This is a genomic window from Uliginosibacterium flavum (assembly GCF_040566545.1).
Classification (GTDB): Bacteria; Pseudomonadota; Gammaproteobacteria; order Burkholderiales; family Rhodocyclaceae; genus Uliginosibacterium; species Uliginosibacterium flavum.
In genome coordinates, this window is sequence record NZ_JBEWZI010000007.1 from 125591 (window position 1) to 141047 (window position 15457).

At 62.0% G+C, this 15457-nt stretch carries 14 protein-coding genes; 11 read left to right on the forward strand and 3 right to left on the reverse strand.

What is annotated here, in order from left to right:
- Positions 1-25: 25 nt before the first annotated feature.
- The 8 genes from ABXR19_RS08375 (at position 26) to zapD (ending at position 6823) form a co-directional block, all read left to right on the forward strand.
- Positions 26-2080 carry a M3 family metallopeptidase gene (locus ABXR19_RS08375; RefSeq protein ID WP_354600666.1) on the forward strand — a complete coding sequence of 685 codons (2055 nt, stop codon included), beginning with the start codon at positions 26-28 and terminating at the stop codon, positions 2078-2080.
- A gap of 25 nt (positions 2081-2105) precedes the next feature.
- Entirely contained in the window at positions 2106-2567 is a 462-nt protein-coding gene (locus ABXR19_RS08380; protein ID WP_354600667.1) for a DUF4124 domain-containing protein, read from the forward strand.
- 58 nt (positions 2568-2625) lie between these two features.
- Entirely contained in the window at positions 2626-3021 is a 396-nt protein-coding gene (locus tag ABXR19_RS08385; RefSeq protein WP_354600668.1) for a hypothetical protein, read from the forward strand.
- A 76-nt stretch (positions 3022-3097) separates the two neighbouring features.
- Positions 3098-3901 (forward strand): biotin--[acetyl-CoA-carboxylase] ligase, encoded by an 804-nt coding sequence (locus ABXR19_RS08390; RefSeq protein ID WP_354600669.1) that lies wholly within the window; start codon positions 3098-3100, stop codon positions 3899-3901.
- 1 nt (position 3902) lies between these two features.
- Entirely contained in the window at positions 3903-4655 is a 753-nt protein-coding gene (locus ABXR19_RS08395) for a type III pantothenate kinase (protein WP_354600670.1), read from the forward strand.
- Positions 4656-4702: 47 nt separating this feature from the next.
- Positions 4703-5389 carry an SPOR domain-containing protein gene (locus ABXR19_RS08400; RefSeq protein ID WP_354600671.1) on the forward strand — a complete coding sequence of 229 codons (687 nt, stop codon included), beginning with the start codon at positions 4703-4705 and terminating at the stop codon, positions 5387-5389.
- Complete coding sequence (gene coaE / locus ABXR19_RS08405; protein WP_354600672.1) at positions 5367-6002, forward strand: dephospho-CoA kinase; 636 nt, start codon at positions 5367-5369, stop codon at positions 6000-6002. Before ABXR19_RS08400 ends, coaE begins: the two co-directional genes overlap by 23 nt.
- A 65-nt stretch (positions 6003-6067) precedes the next feature.
- Positions 6068-6823 (forward strand): cell division protein ZapD, encoded by a 756-nt coding sequence (gene zapD / locus ABXR19_RS08410; RefSeq protein ID WP_354600673.1) that lies wholly within the window; start codon positions 6068-6070, stop codon positions 6821-6823.
- A 295-nt stretch (positions 6824-7118) separates the two neighbouring features.
- On the opposite strand, the gene lysA is transcribed toward zapD, so the two are convergent.
- Positions 7119-8366, reverse strand: a complete 1248-nt coding sequence (gene lysA, locus ABXR19_RS08415; protein ID WP_354600674.1) for a diaminopimelate decarboxylase — start codon at positions 8364-8366, stop codon at positions 7119-7121.
- Between the two features lie 97 nt (positions 8367-8463).
- On the opposite strand from lysA, the gene ABXR19_RS08420 reads away from it, so the two are divergent.
- Complete coding sequence (locus ABXR19_RS08420; protein ID WP_354600675.1) at positions 8464-9378, forward strand: LysR family transcriptional regulator; 915 nt, start codon at positions 8464-8466, stop codon at positions 9376-9378.
- Between the two features lie 87 nt (positions 9379-9465).
- Here the strand turns inward: ABXR19_RS08420 and ABXR19_RS08425 are convergent, their stop codons facing one another.
- Together ABXR19_RS08425 and ABXR19_RS08430 are read right to left on the reverse strand one after the other, a co-directional pair.
- Positions 9466-12483 (reverse strand): PAS domain S-box protein, encoded by a 3018-nt coding sequence (locus ABXR19_RS08425; protein WP_354600676.1) that lies wholly within the window; start codon positions 12481-12483, stop codon positions 9466-9468.
- A gap of 53 nt (positions 12484-12536) precedes the next feature.
- Positions 12537-13337, reverse strand: a complete 801-nt coding sequence (locus ABXR19_RS08430; RefSeq protein WP_354600677.1) for a substrate-binding periplasmic protein — start codon at positions 13335-13337, stop codon at positions 12537-12539.
- 221 nt (positions 13338-13558) lie between these two features.
- Between ABXR19_RS08430 and ABXR19_RS08435 the strand changes: the two genes are divergently transcribed.
- Positions 13559-14566, forward strand: coding sequence for a sulfate ABC transporter substrate-binding protein (locus tag ABXR19_RS08435; protein ID WP_354600678.1), 1008 nt, complete (start codon positions 13559-13561; stop codon positions 14564-14566).
- A gap of 408 nt (positions 14567-14974) precedes the next feature.
- On the forward strand, positions 14975-15412 hold the full coding sequence (locus tag ABXR19_RS08440) for a ProQ/FINO family protein (RefSeq protein WP_354600679.1): 438 nt from the start codon (positions 14975-14977) through the stop codon (positions 15410-15412).
- Positions 15413-15457 lie beyond the last annotated feature (45 nt).

The window sequence follows — 15457 nt, forward strand, 5'->3', positions numbered from 1 at the left end:
GCTTTTTGCCCAAGGCCGCATAAAAATGACCTCCCCGCTCCTCGACTTCTCGGTTCTGCCCCGTTTTGATGCCATCCAGCCCGAGGCCGTCGGCCCGGCCATTCGCCCGCTGCTGGAGGCCGGCCGTGCCCTGATCGCCCGCCAGACCAGCACCGAAGTGCCTGCCAGCTGGGACGCCTTCGTCGCTCCGCTGGTCGATGGCGGCGAACAGCTGTCGCGCGCCTGGGGCATCGTCGGTCACCTGCACAGCGTCATGGACACCCCGCCCTGGCGCGAGGCGTACAACGAATTGCTGCCCGAAGTGACGCGCTATTATTCCGAGCTGGGCCAGAATCTGGCGCTCTTCGCCAAGTACAAGGCGATCCGCGAAAGCAGCGAATTCGCCACGCTAAGCCCGACGCGCCAGCGCATCATCGACAACGAGATCCGCGACTTCCGCCTGTCCGGTGCGGAGCTGCCGGAAGAGCAGAAACCTCGCTTCCAGGCCATTCAGGAAGAACTGGCCGCGCTGGCCGCCAAATTCTCGGAAAACGTCCTCGATGCGACCAACGCCTACACCGAACAGGTGCTTGAAGAAGCCCGCCTGGCGGCCCTTCCCGAGGATGTCAAAAGTGCCGCCCGGGCTGCGGCGGAACGCGCCGGCAAGCCGGGCTGGATCTTCACGCTGCACATGCCGTCCTATTTCCCGATCATGCAGTACGCCGAAGACCGCGAGCTGCGCAGTCGCATGTATCGCGCCTCCGCTACCCGCGCTTCGGAATTTTCGGCCGAAGCAGATCATCCGGAATGGGACAACGCACCGCTGATCGCCCGCATCATCGCCCTGCGCACGGAGCAGGCCCGGATGCTCGGCTTCGCCAACTTCGCCGAGGTCTCGCTGCAACCCAAGATGGCCGAATCACCCGCGCAGGTACTGGGCTTCCTGCGCGATCTGGCGGTCAAGGCCAAACCCTTCGCCGAACGCGACATGCGCGAGCTGCGCGAATTCGCCGCCAGCGAACTGAAGCTCGCCGATCTGCAGGCCTGGGACATTACCTGGGCCTCGGAAAAACTGCGTCAGGCGCGCTACAGCTACTCCGATCAGGAAGTGAAGCAGTATTTCCCGGAGCCGCGCGTGATTGCCGGACTCTTCAGCGTGGTCGAGAAGCTCTTCGGCGTGAGCATCCGCGAAGATCAGGCGCCGGTGTGGCATGAGGACGTGCGCTTCTTCCGCATCGAACGCGATGGCCAACTCATCGGCCAGTTCTACTTCGATCTGCATGCGCGCGATACCAAACGCGGCGGCGCCTGGATGAACAGCGCGATCAGCCGCCGCCGCACCGCCGACGGCATCCAGACGCCGCTGGCCTATCTGGTGTGCAACTTCCCCGGCCCGGTGGATGGCAAACCGGCGACGTTCAGCCACGACGACGTGCAGACCCTGTTCCACGAGACCGGTCATGGTCTGCATCACCTGCTCACTCAGGTCGAAGACCTGTGGGTATCGGGCATCTCCGGCGTGGAATGGGATGCGGTCGAGCTGCCGAGCCAGTTCATGGAGAATTTCTGCTGGGAATGGGATGTGGTGCGCGACATGAGCGGCCATGTGGACACGGGCGAGCCGCTGCCACGCGCACTTTTCGACAAGATGATCGCCGCCAAGAACTTCCAGAGCGGCATGCAGACCGTCCGGCAGCTTGAATTTGCACTCTTCGACCTGCGCCTGCACCATGACTGGCAACTTGATCCGGCCGTCGGTGTGCAACCCTTGCTGGATGAAGTGCGGCGTGAAGTGGCAGTCAATTTCCCGCCCGCCTGGAATCGTTTCGCCAACAGCTTCAGCCATATTTTTGCCGGCGGCTACTGCGCTGGTTACTACAGTTACAAGTGGGCCGAAGTCTTGTCGGCAGACGCTTTCGCCGCCTTCGAGGAAGCCCGCCCGGCCGGTGGCAGCGTGCTCGATCCGGTGACCGGCGCGCGTTACCTGGCCGAGATTCTGTCGGTAGGCGGTTCGCGCCCGGCACTGGCTTCGTTCAAAGCCTTCCGGGGCCGCGAACCGCAGCCGGATGCGCTGTTGCGCCACTTGGGCATGAGCGCCTGATTTTTGGATCTGGAGAATTGATTCGATGAAAATAGCCTGCATCGCACTGAGCCTCGTCACCCTGCTCGCATCCCTGAGCGCCGGTGCCGAGGTCTACCGCTGGACCGACAAGAACGGCAAAGCCAATTACTCCGATTTGCCACCGCCAGAAGCTGACGCGCAAGCGCGCCGCCTCTACGACAGCAAGATTGAACAGGACAAGCTGCCCTTCGAAACCAAGCAGGCCGCCGAGCGCTTCCCGATCACCCTGTATGTCGATGAGAGCTGCAAGGAGCATTGCGCCACCGCCCGCCAGTGGCTGCAGAAACGCAAGGCGCCGTTCAGCGAGAAAATCCTCAAGACCGCTGAAGACGGTGATGCCCTCAAGCAACTGAGCGGCAAGAAAGAGATTTTCCTGCCCTCCGTCACCGTCGGCCGCAAATTCATTGAAGGCTTTGAACCTGGCGCCTGGGGCACGGCACTCGACACGGCAGGCTATCCAAAATAAGACCAGGGGCTCAGTCGCAATCTAGCCTGAGCTCCGTCACGCAGCGCCTCACCTCCTCATGAAAAGTTTCATCCTGGATTGCCTGGGCGCGATCGCCATTGTCGCGATCGCCTCCCTGACCGTCCCTTTCTTTGCCGATTACCGCGCCCGTGCCGAATCCGGCGGCTGGCTGGCCCAAATGCAGGACACCCAGCAGCTCATCGCCGCACGCGCCTTGAAAGCCGGAACGCTGAGCGGCGCAGGCATTGGCATCGACACGCCCCAGCTGGAATCGAGCGTGCCGGATCTGCTCCGCATCGAAGACAGCGGCATGATCATCATCAAGGGCGGGCATGCGGGGCAAACCCTCCTGCTGATCCCCGCCCTGAGCGAAGGCCGCATCAGCTGGACCTGCATCGGCGGGCCGGATGACGCCGTGCCGGAGCACTGCCGGATTGCCATGCCTCAGTCCTGAGCTCAACTCTGATCCAGCCGCGACCGGGCTCTGACTGCTAGACTTCCGCTCTCCCGCACCCCAACAATTTATCGTCATGCCCATGCTTGCACGCCCCGCCTTCGATTACGCGCTGCTGCTCAGCCAGCTGGGCACAGCACGGGCGCGCTTCGATGTGGACTGGCTGGCTGAGTGCAGCTCCACCAACACGGTGCTGCAGGAACGCGCGGCCAAGGGCGCGGCCTCCGGATCGGTGCTGGTGGCCGACGTGCAGACCGCCGGGCGCGGGCGGCGTGGCCGCAGCTGGCTGTCCTCGCCGGACAACAGCCTGACTTTTTCCTTGCTCTGGCGCCTGCCACCAGCGGTGCGTAGCGCGGGCCTCAGCCTCGCCGTCGGGCTAGCCGTGGCACAGGCGCTGGAAAGCCTCGGCGCGCGCGGTGTCGGCCTCAAGTGGCCCAATGACATCTGGTTGCTGGGGCAAAAACTTGGCGGCGTGCTGATCGAAGTCGCCTTCGACAGCAACGGACTCGGCCTGATCATCGGCATCGGGCTGAACCTGCGCCACGATGCGGAACTTGAAACCCAGCTGGGCCACGCCAGCGCCGCCCTGAGTGACGAAGACCTCCTCCTGCCACGCGAAGTGGTGCTGGGCGCCGTGCTGCGCGAGTTGGCCAGCGTGCTCGATCGCTTCGGCAGTGAAGGCTTCACGGCTCTGCGCGCCGCCTGGTGCGCACGCAATGCCCTGCTCGGCCTGCCGGTGCGGGTCAGTTCGGAAAGCGGCGAACATCTGGGCAACTGCGGTGATGTCGCGGCCGACGGTGCGCTGATCCTGCACACGGCCTACGGCGCCCATCTGCTGATTACGGGCGGCGACGTCAGCCTCGCCCCGATGAGTCGCTGACATGTTCCTGCTCATCGATGCCGGCAATTCCCGCGTCAAGATCGCCTGCCATGACGGCAGCCACTGGCTGCTGCGCAGCGCGCTGGACGATGTGACGCAACTACTCGCCAGCCTGCCGGCCGGCTTCCGGCCGCAACGCATCCTCATTGCGAATGTCGCCGGGCCCGCCATGGCGGAACGCCTGCAGCAGGCGCTGGCCGGCTTTTCCGCGCCCGTCGAATGGCTGCAGGCCAGCGCAACGCGCTGCGGCCTGCGCTGCGACTACGCCCAGCCCGCTCAGCTCGGCCCGGATCGTTGGGCGGCCGCCATCGGCGCCTGGCAGCAGCTTCGCGCGGACTGCCTCGTGGTGTGTGCCGGCACCGCCACCACCGTGGACATCGTGCGCCAGCCGGGCATCTTCGCCGGAGGCTGCATCCTGCCGGGGCTGGATCTGATGCTTGAGGCCCTCTCCTCGAAGACCGCTGCCCTGCCTCGTGCTCAGGGCTGCCTACCCGTAGAAGCCCTGTTGACGCCGCCCACCGAGACCCATGCCGCGATTCGTACCGGCTGTCTGCACGCACAGCTCGGTGCCATCGAACGCATGGTAGCCCTGCTGCCGGCTAACGCGCCGATCCTGCTGGCCGGTGGCCATGCCGAAGCGCTAGCGCCGCATCTGGGCGCGCGCGCCCGTTTGCAGCCCTGGCTGATCATGGATGGCCTGCTCGCCATCGCGACAGAATCCGGCAAAAACGCAACAACCGGCGAGAGTTCCTGACAAGAAGGCTTGGTAGCCACCCGGCAGCACGCGATAATCACGGACTTATGAAGACCCTGCGCCCATTTTTCTATTTGCTGCTCGCTGCCAACATCATGCTGGCAACGCTATCAGCCCTGCCCCTGTTGGGCTTTCAGTTGCCTTGGGCGCCGACCGGCGAGGCAGATCGCCTCACCCGCCAGCTCACCCCTGAAAACATCCAGATCATTGCGACCGCGCCCACGGCAGTATCCACCAGCGCGGGTATCCCTCCCGCACAAAGCCCGAACACGATCAGCTGCATCGCGCTGCGCAATCTCAACCTGGAAGCCACCCAGCAAATTTCCGAACAAGCCGCCCGCCAGGGCGACGGACTGGCGGTGCGTCTGATCGGCGTCACGCCCACCTCCTATTGGGTGAATATCCCGCCCAACGGCGGCAAGGATGGCGCCACCAAGCGCGGTGAAATTCTCGCCAAGGCGGGCATCGAGGATTACATCATCGTGCGCGACAGCGGCCCTACCCAGTTTGCCATCTCGCTGGGCCTGTTCCGCAGCGAAGAAGCCGCCAATCGCCTGATCGAACAACTCAAGAAGAAGAACATCAAATCCGCCCGCATCACGGTGCGCGACAACACCAACAACAACGCCCGCGCCGAAATCAGTGGCCGCAATGAATTTCTGGAACCGCTGATCACGGACTTCCTGACAACGCACGCCGATGCGCAGCGCGATGTCTGCAGCAACACACCGTAATTTCATCGTCGGCCTGACGGGCGGCATCGGTAGCGGCAAAAGCACCGTCGCCCAGGGCTTTGCGGCGCACGGCGTCTGCGTCGTCGATGCAGACGAAATCGCCCACCAACTCACCGCTCCGGGTGGTGCGGCCATGCCGGCCATCACCGCCGAGTTCGGTCAAACAATGCAGCAAGCCGATGGCGCAATGGATCGCGCCGCAATGCGCCAACTGGTGTTCACCGACAGCAGCGCCCGCAGCCGCCTTGAAGCGATTCTGCATCCCATGATCCGCACCGAATGCGCGACGCAACTGGCGCGGGCCAGCTCGCCCTACGCACTGCTGATGGTGCCGCTGCTGATCGAATCTGCGGCTTATCGCGCGCGCTGCGACCGAATTCTGGTCGTCGATTGCCCGCCGGAAATCCAGCTCCAGCGCCTCATGGCCCGCAGCGCCTTGAGTGAAGCGGAGGCGCGCCGCATCATGGCCGCCCAGACCAGCCGGGAAGCACGCCTGGCCGCGGCCACCGAGGTCATCGACAACTCCGGAGAACATGCTGCACTGCAAGCCCGGATTGATGCTCTGCACCAGCACTATCTCCTTGAATCTGCAAAGCCATTTGTCAAATCTTGATGTTATGATGCGCCAGCACTTTGGCCCGAATGCGCACAACATCCAGACAAGAACAGCGAATTGCGGTGATTACCTACGAATATCCTCTGAGCGAACGCATCCGCACATTGCTGCGCCTGGAAGACCTGTTCGACAAGGTGCAGCATTTCTCGCTCTCTGACGGCGCCTACGAACACCACGCAGCGCTGCTCGCCCTCTTCGAAATCCTTGATGTTGCCGGCCGTGCCGACCTGAAGGTCGATCTGGTTCAGGAACTTGAACGCCAGCGTCAGATCCTGCTGGCCTTCCGCGACAATCCACAAATCTCTGAAGAAGCCCTGTCCGGCGCACTCTACGAAATCGAACACGCCAGCAGCGCGCTGCTGACTATGGCCGGACGCGTTGGTCAGTATCTGCGTGAATCCGAATGGCTGATGGCAATCCGCTCGCGCGCCGGCATCCCTGGCGGCGTATGCGAATTCGATCTGCCGTCCTATCACTACTGGCTCAACCGCGATGCCGACAAACGTCAGCACGACATCCACGGCTGGCTCGCGCCGATGCTGCCGATTCGTGATGGCCTGACCATCATCCTGCGCCTGCTGCGTGACAGCGGCCGCGTCGAGAATCAAGTCGCCAAACGCGGCGGCTACCAGATCATGATGACTGGCCGCCACGCCCAGCTGGTGCGCGTACGCCTTGAACGCGAAGCCGGCGTACTGCCGGAGATCAGCGCCAACAAATACGCTTTCAACATCCGCTTCGTGACCCCGGATCTCACCGCGCGTGCGCGTCTGGCGGAAACCGACATTCCCTTCGAGCTGACCTTCTGCAGCCTGTAAGCCCCGCCACACAGCAAAAAGCCCGGTTCGAGAACCGGGCTTTTTGTATTTTGGCGCTGCCTGTAGAGCCGTATACCGCCTTGCTCTGCAGCATGCATGCCTGAAGAGGCTTGTCAGGCGCGGCTCTTGGGGTAGAGCGATTTTCAGATCAAAGGCTGAGAGTTTTTCCAAATGGCGCGATCCGTTTTCCGTAGGAGCGGCTTTAGCCGCGAATCACGCGCGCATTCGCGGCTAAAGCCGCTCCTACAAAGCCCTCTCAATCCTCATTGCTCAGACCTCAGCCGCAGGCTGCGGCTCAGGCCTCCAACGCCAACAACTCTTCAATCGTCTGACGCCGGCGGATCAGGCGCGCGTTGTTGCCACCCTCGCCATCCAGCAGCACCTCGGCAATCAGCGGACGGCTGTTGTAGTTCGATGACATGCTCGCGCCATAAGCGCCGGTATCGTGCAGCACCAGCAAGTCTCCGATCTGCGCGGCGGGCAGGCTGCGCGGGGTGACCACGCCGCCGTCGGTCTGGGTAAATACGTCGCCGGATTCACACAGCGGGCCGGCCACCACGCTGTCGCGCAGCGGGCGCTGGCTCAGATCTTCATCCGCCGCAGGCACGATGCTGATGGCGTGGAAGCTGCCATACATCGAAGGCCGCATCAGATCACTAAAACCCGCATCGACCAGCACGAAGTGGTTCTTGCCCACGTCCTTGGTGGCGCGCACCTCGGACAGCAGCAGACCGGATTCGGCGACCAGATAACGCCCCGGCTCGATCTCCAGCTTCACCGGATGGCCCAGATGCGCCTCGACTTCCTTACGCGCGGCGTCCCACAGGCCGAAGTAATGCGCCGTGTCGATCAGTGCATCGGTGTCGCGGTAGGGAATCGACAAGCCGCCGCCGGCCGAGATGGCGTCGATGTCCTGCCCGGCCGCCTTGACCAGATCGACCATCGCGCCACAGACCTGCTGCAGGTGGCTGTAGTCCACGCCCGAGCCAATGTGCATGTGCAGGCCGACAAGTTTCAAACCAAATTGCGCAATCACCACCAGCGCGGCAGGCAGATCGGCATGCCAGATGCCGTGCTTGCTGTGCTCGCCGCCGGTGTTGGTCTTGTTGCTGTGGCCGTGACCGAAACCCGGATTGATGCGCAACCAGACGCGATGACCCGGCGACTTCTCGCCCAGCTGACGCAGCATGTCAATCGAGCCGGCGTTCATCGGAATCTCTTCCGCCACGACCAGTGCCAGCGTGTCTTCGGTGGCCAGATCGGCGGTGAACACGATCTCGCTCTTACCACCCTTTGAACTGAAGCCCGCCGCCAGCGCGCGCGCAATCTCGCCCGGCGACACCGCGTCCACCACCACGCCTTGCTCGCGCATCAGGCGCAGGATGTGGATGTTCGAGCAGGCCTTCTGGGCGAAACGGATGTGATCGAAGGCCTTCAGCGCGGCAATCCGTTCGCGGATCACGGCGGCGTCGTAAAGCCACAGGGGCGTGCCGAATTCGGCGGCAAGGGCGCGCAGGCGGCGGTGATCTAGGGGCTTTTGCATAAAAGTGTTCCGGGCGAGGTTTGCGTAGGAACGAAGCATGCCAGCCACCATCAATTCAGTACAATGCTTTTATTCACACAATCAATTCACTTCTGATATGGAAATCGAACACCGCCACATCGAGGTCTTCCGCGCCGTGATGCGCGCGGGCAGCGTCACCGGCGCCGCCGGTCTGCTATTCACCTCACAACCCACGGTGAGCCGCGATCTGGCGCGCCTTGAACAGCTGCTGGGCTATGCGTTGTTCGACCGCCAGCGCGGCCGGCTCAAGCCCACGGCGCGCGCGCTGGCTTTGTATGAAGAGGTGCAACGGTCCTACCAAGGGCTGGAACGCATCCTCGCCACTGCGGCCGATTTACGCGAAGCACGCGGCGGGCAGCTCGCGCTGGTGTGCGTGCCGGCCTTCGCACAGGCGCTGCTGCCAGCTGTCTGCAAGCGCTTCTTTGCACAACATCCGCAGGTGAGCGTAACGATAACGCCACAGGAATCCCCCGTGCTGGAGGAGTGGCTCAGCGCACAGCGTTTTGATCTGGGCCTCACCGAACACGCCAGCGCCCCGCCCGGCACGGCACTGGAAGTGCTGCTGGAAGCCGACGAGGTTTGCGTACTGCCGACGGGTCACGCACTGCTCGCCAAACCGGCACTGCGCCCCGCCGATTTCGCGAATCAGCCCTTCATCAGCCTCGCCCCCGGCGACCCCTACCGCATTCAGCTTGATGCAGTATTTCGTGAGCGTGGCGTAGCGCGCCGCATGCAGCTCGAAACCCAGAGCGCCGCCTCGGTGTGCAGTCTGGTGCGCGAGGGATTAGGGCTAGCAATCGTGAATCCGCTCACCGCTCTGGATTACGCCGAACGCGGACTGGCGCTGCGGCGCTTTACGGTGTCGATTCCGTTCCGGGTCAGCATGGTCCGGCCCGAATACCGGCCCTCAACGCCGCTGGCGGATCACTTTGTGGCAGCCTTGCGCGCGGAGGCGACGACACTTCAAGAGCGGCTGAAAGGACAGCTGTAGCCCCCCATCCAATGGGCCTCTCCAGCGCACCCCAACGCACAGGCAACAGCAGTGCGCCTCTTCAGCAAGGCTATGTGCACAAGCGCGTCAGGAGCGGCTCTTCAGCATATCGAGCAATTCATCCATGCTTGCTGCCAGTTGCTCGGCCAGCGCCAGGCTGTCGTCGCGACCTTCGCGAATACTCTGCTCGGCCTGAATCGCCAGCGCATGCAAGGCGACGGCCTCGACATTGCCGGCGATGCCTTGCAGGGTATGCGCCAGACTCTTGATGGTTTCGATGTCGTAGGCACGCGCGGCATTGCGCAGCTTGAGCGGTGTTTCGGCGTGCGTGCGTACGAGAATGGCGAGTAACTTTTCGGCAAACTCGCCGCGTCCACGATAACGATCCGACAGCGCGGTCCAGTCGATCAGGCCACTGCGCGAGGGCAGCACAGGATCAGACAACAACATGCTGGCAGGCAGTGCCGGCGCACGCGCCACATGCTCAAGAATGCTCGCCACCAGGGCACTGCAATCAATCGGTTTGCTGACGTGCGCCACCATGCCGGAGCTCAGGCAACGCTGCCGCTCCTCGGGCATGGCGTGGGCGGTCAGGCCGATCACCGGCAGGGCGGGCTGCAACACGCGGATGCGCTGAGCCAGCTCGTAACCATCCATCACCGGCATCTGGATATCCGTCAGCACGATATCGAACGCATCGGCGCCCTGTTTTTCCAGCAGGCTCAGGGCTTGCTGGCCATGCTGCGTAAATAGAACGGTAGCGCCTTCGTTTTCGAGCATGTCATCAAGCACGATGCGGTTCAGCTCCATATCCTCCACCGCGAGAATGCGCAGGCCGGCAAGGCGCTGCGTGCCACTTTGCGCCACCGCAGCACTACCCTCGGCAACTGCTTCGCGCAGGGGCAGGCTCAGCGTGAACACACTGCCGCGCCCCACCCCACTGTCGACCGTGATATCGCCGCCCATCTGACGGGCCAGATTGCGGCTGATGATCAGGCCCAGGCCCGATCCACCGTATTTGCGCGTGGTCGAGGCATCGGCCTGCTCGAAAGGCTGGAACAGGCGCTGCACCTGCTCGACACTCATGCCGATGCCCGAATCAGCCACCTTGAACTGGATCTGCTCCCCGCTGCGTGACAAGGACAGGACCACGCGGCCGCTATCGGTAAATTTGACGGCATTCGAGAGCAGATTGATCAGGATCTGCTCGATACGCAGACGGTCGCCCTCCACCCATTCCGGCATGCCTGTGCCATGCTCGGTAAATAAATGCAGGTCCTTGGCGCGCGCCCGCTCGGCCACCAGTTTGATCGCCTCTTCGATACAAACAGCCAGACGGAAGGGACGCAGCTCAATCAGCAGCTTGCCCGCCTCGATCCGCGAAAAATCCAGAATGTCGTTGATCACACAGAGCAGATGCTCGCCGGCCTCAAGGATCTGTCCGGCCGTGCGTCCGGATTTGCGGCCATCGTTCTCGCGCATGATGATGCGCGCCAGACCCAGCACAGCATTCAGCGGCGTGCGAATTTCGTGACTCATGTTGGCGACGAAGGAACCCTTGGCGCGGCTGGCGGCTTCGGCCGCCTCCTTGGCTTCGGCCAGTTCCGTCGTGCGCTCATTCACCATCTGCTCCAGATGCTGGCGATAGCCGTCCAGTTCGAGTTCGGCCAGCTTCTTGTCGGTAATGTCCTCCTTGATCGCCAGGTAATGGCTGATCGTGCCATCTGGCTGACGCAAGGGTGCGAAGAAGCCTTGCTCGACGTAAGCCACGCCATCCTTGGTGCGGTTGATCAGCTCCCCCTGCCAGGGCAGACCGGCGCTCAGGGCCTGCCACATGGCGACAAAGGTTTCCGGTGGCGTCTGACCAGAGTGCAGAAAGCGCGGGTTGCGCCCGCGCACCTCATCCAGCGTGTAGCCAGTGATCCGCGTGAAGGCCTCGTTCACATATTCGATCTCGACCGCCGCATTGGTGATGATGACGTTATTCGGGCTCTGCTCCACCGCCAGCGATAATTTGCGCGCCACTTCCTCGGCGTTGCGACGCGCGGTGATGTCCTGCCCCACCCCGCGATAGCCGCGGAATGCGCCGTCCGGCGCGTAATGCGGCACGCCGCTTACCGAGATCCACAGCAGCTCTCCGTTGGCCTTGCGGGCATGGTATTCAACATTGCGAAAGGCCTCGCGACATGCCAGCCGGCCGAGCAGTTCGGCGCGCACCGAGGGTTGGTTGAGCACCGCAAAATCGGCAAGGTGAATCCGCGTCTTGCCCAGCAGACTGGAAGGATCGACGCCCAGGATGAGGGCGAAATTGTCGGAGAAGTAGCTGAAGCGCAGGCGCGCATCCAGCTCCCAGAACCAGTCGGCCGAGCTCTGTGAAAAATCACGGAAACGCTGTTCGTTGTCGCGAATCGCGGTCTCGGCACGCTTGCGCTCCAGCAGCGCATCGCGGAAGCGCGCCATCGCGGTATGCATGCGCCCGAACTCATCGTCACGCTGCGCCGAAGGCAAAACAATATTGGTCTGGCCGGCCGCCAGTTGATCAAGACCCCGCGCAACCGCCCCCAAGGGCTGGGTCAGCGAACGGAAAGCCCATAACGCTGCCAGCACGGTACCAATGGCCACAAAGAAACCACCCAGCAAGATCTCGATCGAAGCCTTGAAAATTTCAGCATCCAGGGTTTTGCGTGAGAACGCCATCTGGATATTTCCGACTTCCAGCAGACGCGGGCCATCGCGGTAGGTAATCGGCCGGCGCAGGGTCAGCAGCAACTCACTGGCCTGCACCTCGTTGCCGGTATCCACCACCACATCGCCATTGTTGTCAGTCACCCGCACCCAGCGGATATCCGTGTGCGAGCCCAAGGCCTTGACTGCCAGTTGCACCGCCACGGTATTGAAATCGAACATGGGCTGGGCCAGAGATTCGGCCATCAGACTGGCCAAGCCTTCTGCGCGCGCCTTCTGGGCGGCCTCGGCCGTGTGCACGTGGCGCACGTATTGCACCGTGGAATACAGCCCCACCATCACGGTAATCGCGACAATTGTCGCCACCACCAGGCGGAAGCGGAAGCTCGCCTGCCATCGATCAAACAAATTCAACCGCATCGTGTCTCCTCACTGTACGTGAAGTCGTGCGGTGCTCGGTCGGCCCGCATCGTTTACTGCTTCTCCAGCGCTTGATAGTCGCGCGATTCGCGCACCTGCTCGATACCTTGCCAGATCGCCTCGGCCAGCTCCGGGCGCGCCGCCAGGAAACGGTGCGAGAGCAGCAGATAATACGGCTTTTCGACCAAAGGCTGCGCCACGATTTCCAGCAGTGCGGCATAACGAAGATCTTCGGCCAGCAGGCTGCGCGCCTCGCCGTCCAGCATCGCGACGGCCTCCACGTGTCCGGCCAGCAACTTGCGCAGCAACTCGGCCGCACCGGGCGAGCCCTCATCCACCGCCACGCCCATGCTGCGTAAATGATCGGCAATGGAATAGCCCAGCTGCACCCCGACCGGGCCTTTCAAACCGCTCAAACGCTTGCCATCCCAGTCAACCCGCGCGCCTTTGGGTCGCACCAGCACATAACGATCCATGTTCAGGCGCTTGCGCGGGTCTGCCCGCTCGCCGCCGGGATAGGCGCCGAACTCCAGCCGCTCGGCCTTGAAGCTGGCACCAAAAGCACCATCCACGCTGTTCTGTTTCAAATCTTCGAGACAGCGTTTCCAGGAAGTCTGGCGATACTCGAAACGCAAGCCCGCTTGCCGCGCCACACGATTGAGCAACTCAAAATTCAGACCCCTGCCGTCACGCGTAATCCACGGCCGGATATCCCGATCTTCCGCACAGAACACCAGCTTGTCGGCCGCCGCAGCGCCCAGCGCAAAACCCGCCATGCCGCAGCACAGCAGACCACGCCAAACAGCTCGCAACGAACCCGACATCGCAAACCCCGGAATACCCGAATTTTTCAAGATAGCAGCGCCCGCCCCGACCAGTACAAAACCCGCGGCAAATTACCCTTAGGTAGGCAAAAACCCCGCTTCGAGCATGCCCGGGCAGCCTCACCCAACGGGCTTCCTCATACAGGCTGGCATTTTTGTTATTAGCAATTCGGTTTTTATTCGTTCGCCTGATAAGCCGCCGCCCATAAAGTGTCCCTGTCGCTTCACTCCAATAACGAAAGGACGCTCCAATGAAGCTCTCCCCACGCAATAGATTGATCGCAGCCGCCCTGCTCGGTCTGCTCTCCGCCAGCCAGGCGCTGGCTGACGTCACCCTGCTGAATGTTTCCTACGACCCCACGCGTGAGCTGTATCAAAGCTACAACGCGGCTTTTGCCAAATATTGGAAAGCCAAGACCGGAGAAACCGTTTCCATCAAGGCCTCTCACGGTGGCTCGGGAGGTCAGGCTCGGACCGTGATTGATGGACTGGAAGCGGATGTGGTGACCCTGGCCCTGGCCTACGATATTGATGCCATTTCCGAAAAAGCCAAATCTATCGCACCGGATTGGCAAAAACGTCTGCCGCACAATGCCTCGCCCTACACCTCGACCATTGTGTTTCTGGTGCGCAAGGGCAATCCGAAGAAAATCAAGGACTGGGCGGATCTGGCCCGTTCCGGTATTGAAGTCATCACGCCCAACCCGAAAACTTCAGGTGGTGCACGCTGGAACTACCTTGCTGCCTGGGCCTATGCCATCAAACACAATGGTGGCGATGAGGCCTCGGCCAAGTCGTTCGTGAAGCAGATTTTCAGCAATGTGAAGGTGCTGGATTCCGGTGCGCGCGGATCGACTACGACCTTCACTGAACGGGGCATTGGTGACGTGCTGATTGCCTGGGAGAACGAAGCCTATCTGGCCGTCAAGGAACTGGGGGCAGACAAGTTCGAGATCGTGACGCCTTCCGTATCCATCCTGGCCGAGCCGCCGGTTTCCATCGTAGACAAGGTGGTCGACAAGAAAGGCACCCGCAAGGTGGCTGAGGCCTACCTGCAATACCTGTATTCACCGGAAGGTCAGGACATTGCCGGCAAGAATTTCTACCGCCCGACAGACCCGAAGATTGCTGCCAAATATGTCAAGCAGTTCGCTCCGGTAAAACTCTTCACTATCGATGAAGTCTTCGGTGGCTGGCAGAAAACCCAGAAGATTCACTTTGCCGACGGTGGCGTGTTTGACCAGATCGGGCCGCGCTAAGCCCCACGGAACAAGCAGCCTGTTGATCCGGCCCAATGAAAATCGGGGTACGCAGCCTGTCTGCAGCAAAGCACAATCCGGGACCTGTCTGGGTAGTGGGCGGGTTTATGTGGGAGTGACGTCCTCGTCGTGAAGCCTTTCGCGACGAGGACGTCGCTCCCACAGCCGCAACCGCGAGGCGCGTGGTGCATCAGGTCTGAGCGGCGGGCAAGAAGCCCCGGATTCCGTCGGGCGAAGCCCGGTTTATCCTGAGCATGTCGAAGGGCTGCATGCCGGGCTACGTTCATGGGCTTGTGCGTCAAAGTTCAGATTTCATCGGACAGGATCTATAAATGGCTGCCGAACAGCAGTTCCAGCAGCCCTTTTGGTTAAACTGTGCCCCTGAACAACACTCTCAAAACGCACAACATGACCGAAGTCGCCAGCACCGAAGCACCCCAGCCTTCTGCAAAGGATTTGCTGAAACAGCTGCAGCAGGAATACGAAGTCCTCGGAAAAAGTCTGCCGCTGGCTATCGGCATCGACAAGCAACTGCTGGAAACCCGCCCCGAAATAAATCGCAAGCAACTGCGTGCCGCACTCGGGATGCACACCCGTTCCGTGCGCTATCTGAAAAACCTGCAGATCGCGACCCAGCGCTTCAATCTGGACGATTCGCCGGCAGGTGAAGTGAGCGAAGAACAGCGCGCCCTGGCCAGCAAGGAGCTGTTTGATCGCTTCAAGAAACGCGCAGAAGAGAACAAGGCCGTGCAAGCCGAAAAAGACAAAGCTGAACGAGCCGCCCGCGCTGAAGTGGAACGGATGGAAAAGCTTACTCAGCTAGCGAACAAGTTCTCGCGGAAATAACGGCTGCCGGCTAGCCTGCATGAGCCGGACCCGCCTCAAGACAGG

What these genes read in the sequence shown, in the direction of transcription:
- ABXR19_RS08385 (WP_354600668.1), top strand. Translation starts at nt 2,626, where the DNA reads ATGAAAAGTTTCATCCTGGATTGCCTGGGCGCGATCGCCATTGTCGCG.
- coaE (WP_354600672.1), top strand. Translation starts at nt 5,367, where the DNA reads ATGTCTGCAGCAACACACCGTAATTTCATCGTCGGCCTGACGGGCGGC.
- ABXR19_RS08375 (WP_354600666.1), top strand. Translation starts at nt 26, where the DNA reads ATGACCTCCCCGCTCCTCGACTTCTCGGTTCTGCCCCGTTTTGATGCC.
- ABXR19_RS08425 (WP_354600676.1), bottom strand. Translation starts at nt 12,483, where the DNA reads ATGCGGTTGAATTTGTTTGATCGATGGCAGGCGAGCTTCCGCTTCCGC.
- ABXR19_RS08400 (WP_354600671.1), top strand. Translation starts at nt 4,703, where the DNA reads ATGAAGACCCTGCGCCCATTTTTCTATTTGCTGCTCGCTGCCAACATC.
- ABXR19_RS08435 (WP_354600678.1), top strand. Translation starts at nt 13,559, where the DNA reads ATGAAGCTCTCCCCACGCAATAGATTGATCGCAGCCGCCCTGCTCGGT.
- ABXR19_RS08420 (WP_354600675.1), top strand. Translation starts at nt 8,464, where the DNA reads ATGGAAATCGAACACCGCCACATCGAGGTCTTCCGCGCCGTGATGCGC.
- lysA (WP_354600674.1), bottom strand. Translation starts at nt 8,366, where the DNA reads ATGCAAAAGCCCCTAGATCACCGCCGCCTGCGCGCCCTTGCCGCCGAA.
- ABXR19_RS08395 (WP_354600670.1), top strand. Translation starts at nt 3,903, where the DNA reads ATGTTCCTGCTCATCGATGCCGGCAATTCCCGCGTCAAGATCGCCTGC.
- ABXR19_RS08380 (WP_354600667.1), top strand. Translation starts at nt 2,106, where the DNA reads ATGAAAATAGCCTGCATCGCACTGAGCCTCGTCACCCTGCTCGCATCC.
- ABXR19_RS08440 (WP_354600679.1), top strand. Translation starts at nt 14,975, where the DNA reads ATGACCGAAGTCGCCAGCACCGAAGCACCCCAGCCTTCTGCAAAGGAT.
- ABXR19_RS08390 (WP_354600669.1), top strand. Translation starts at nt 3,098, where the DNA reads ATGCCCATGCTTGCACGCCCCGCCTTCGATTACGCGCTGCTGCTCAGC.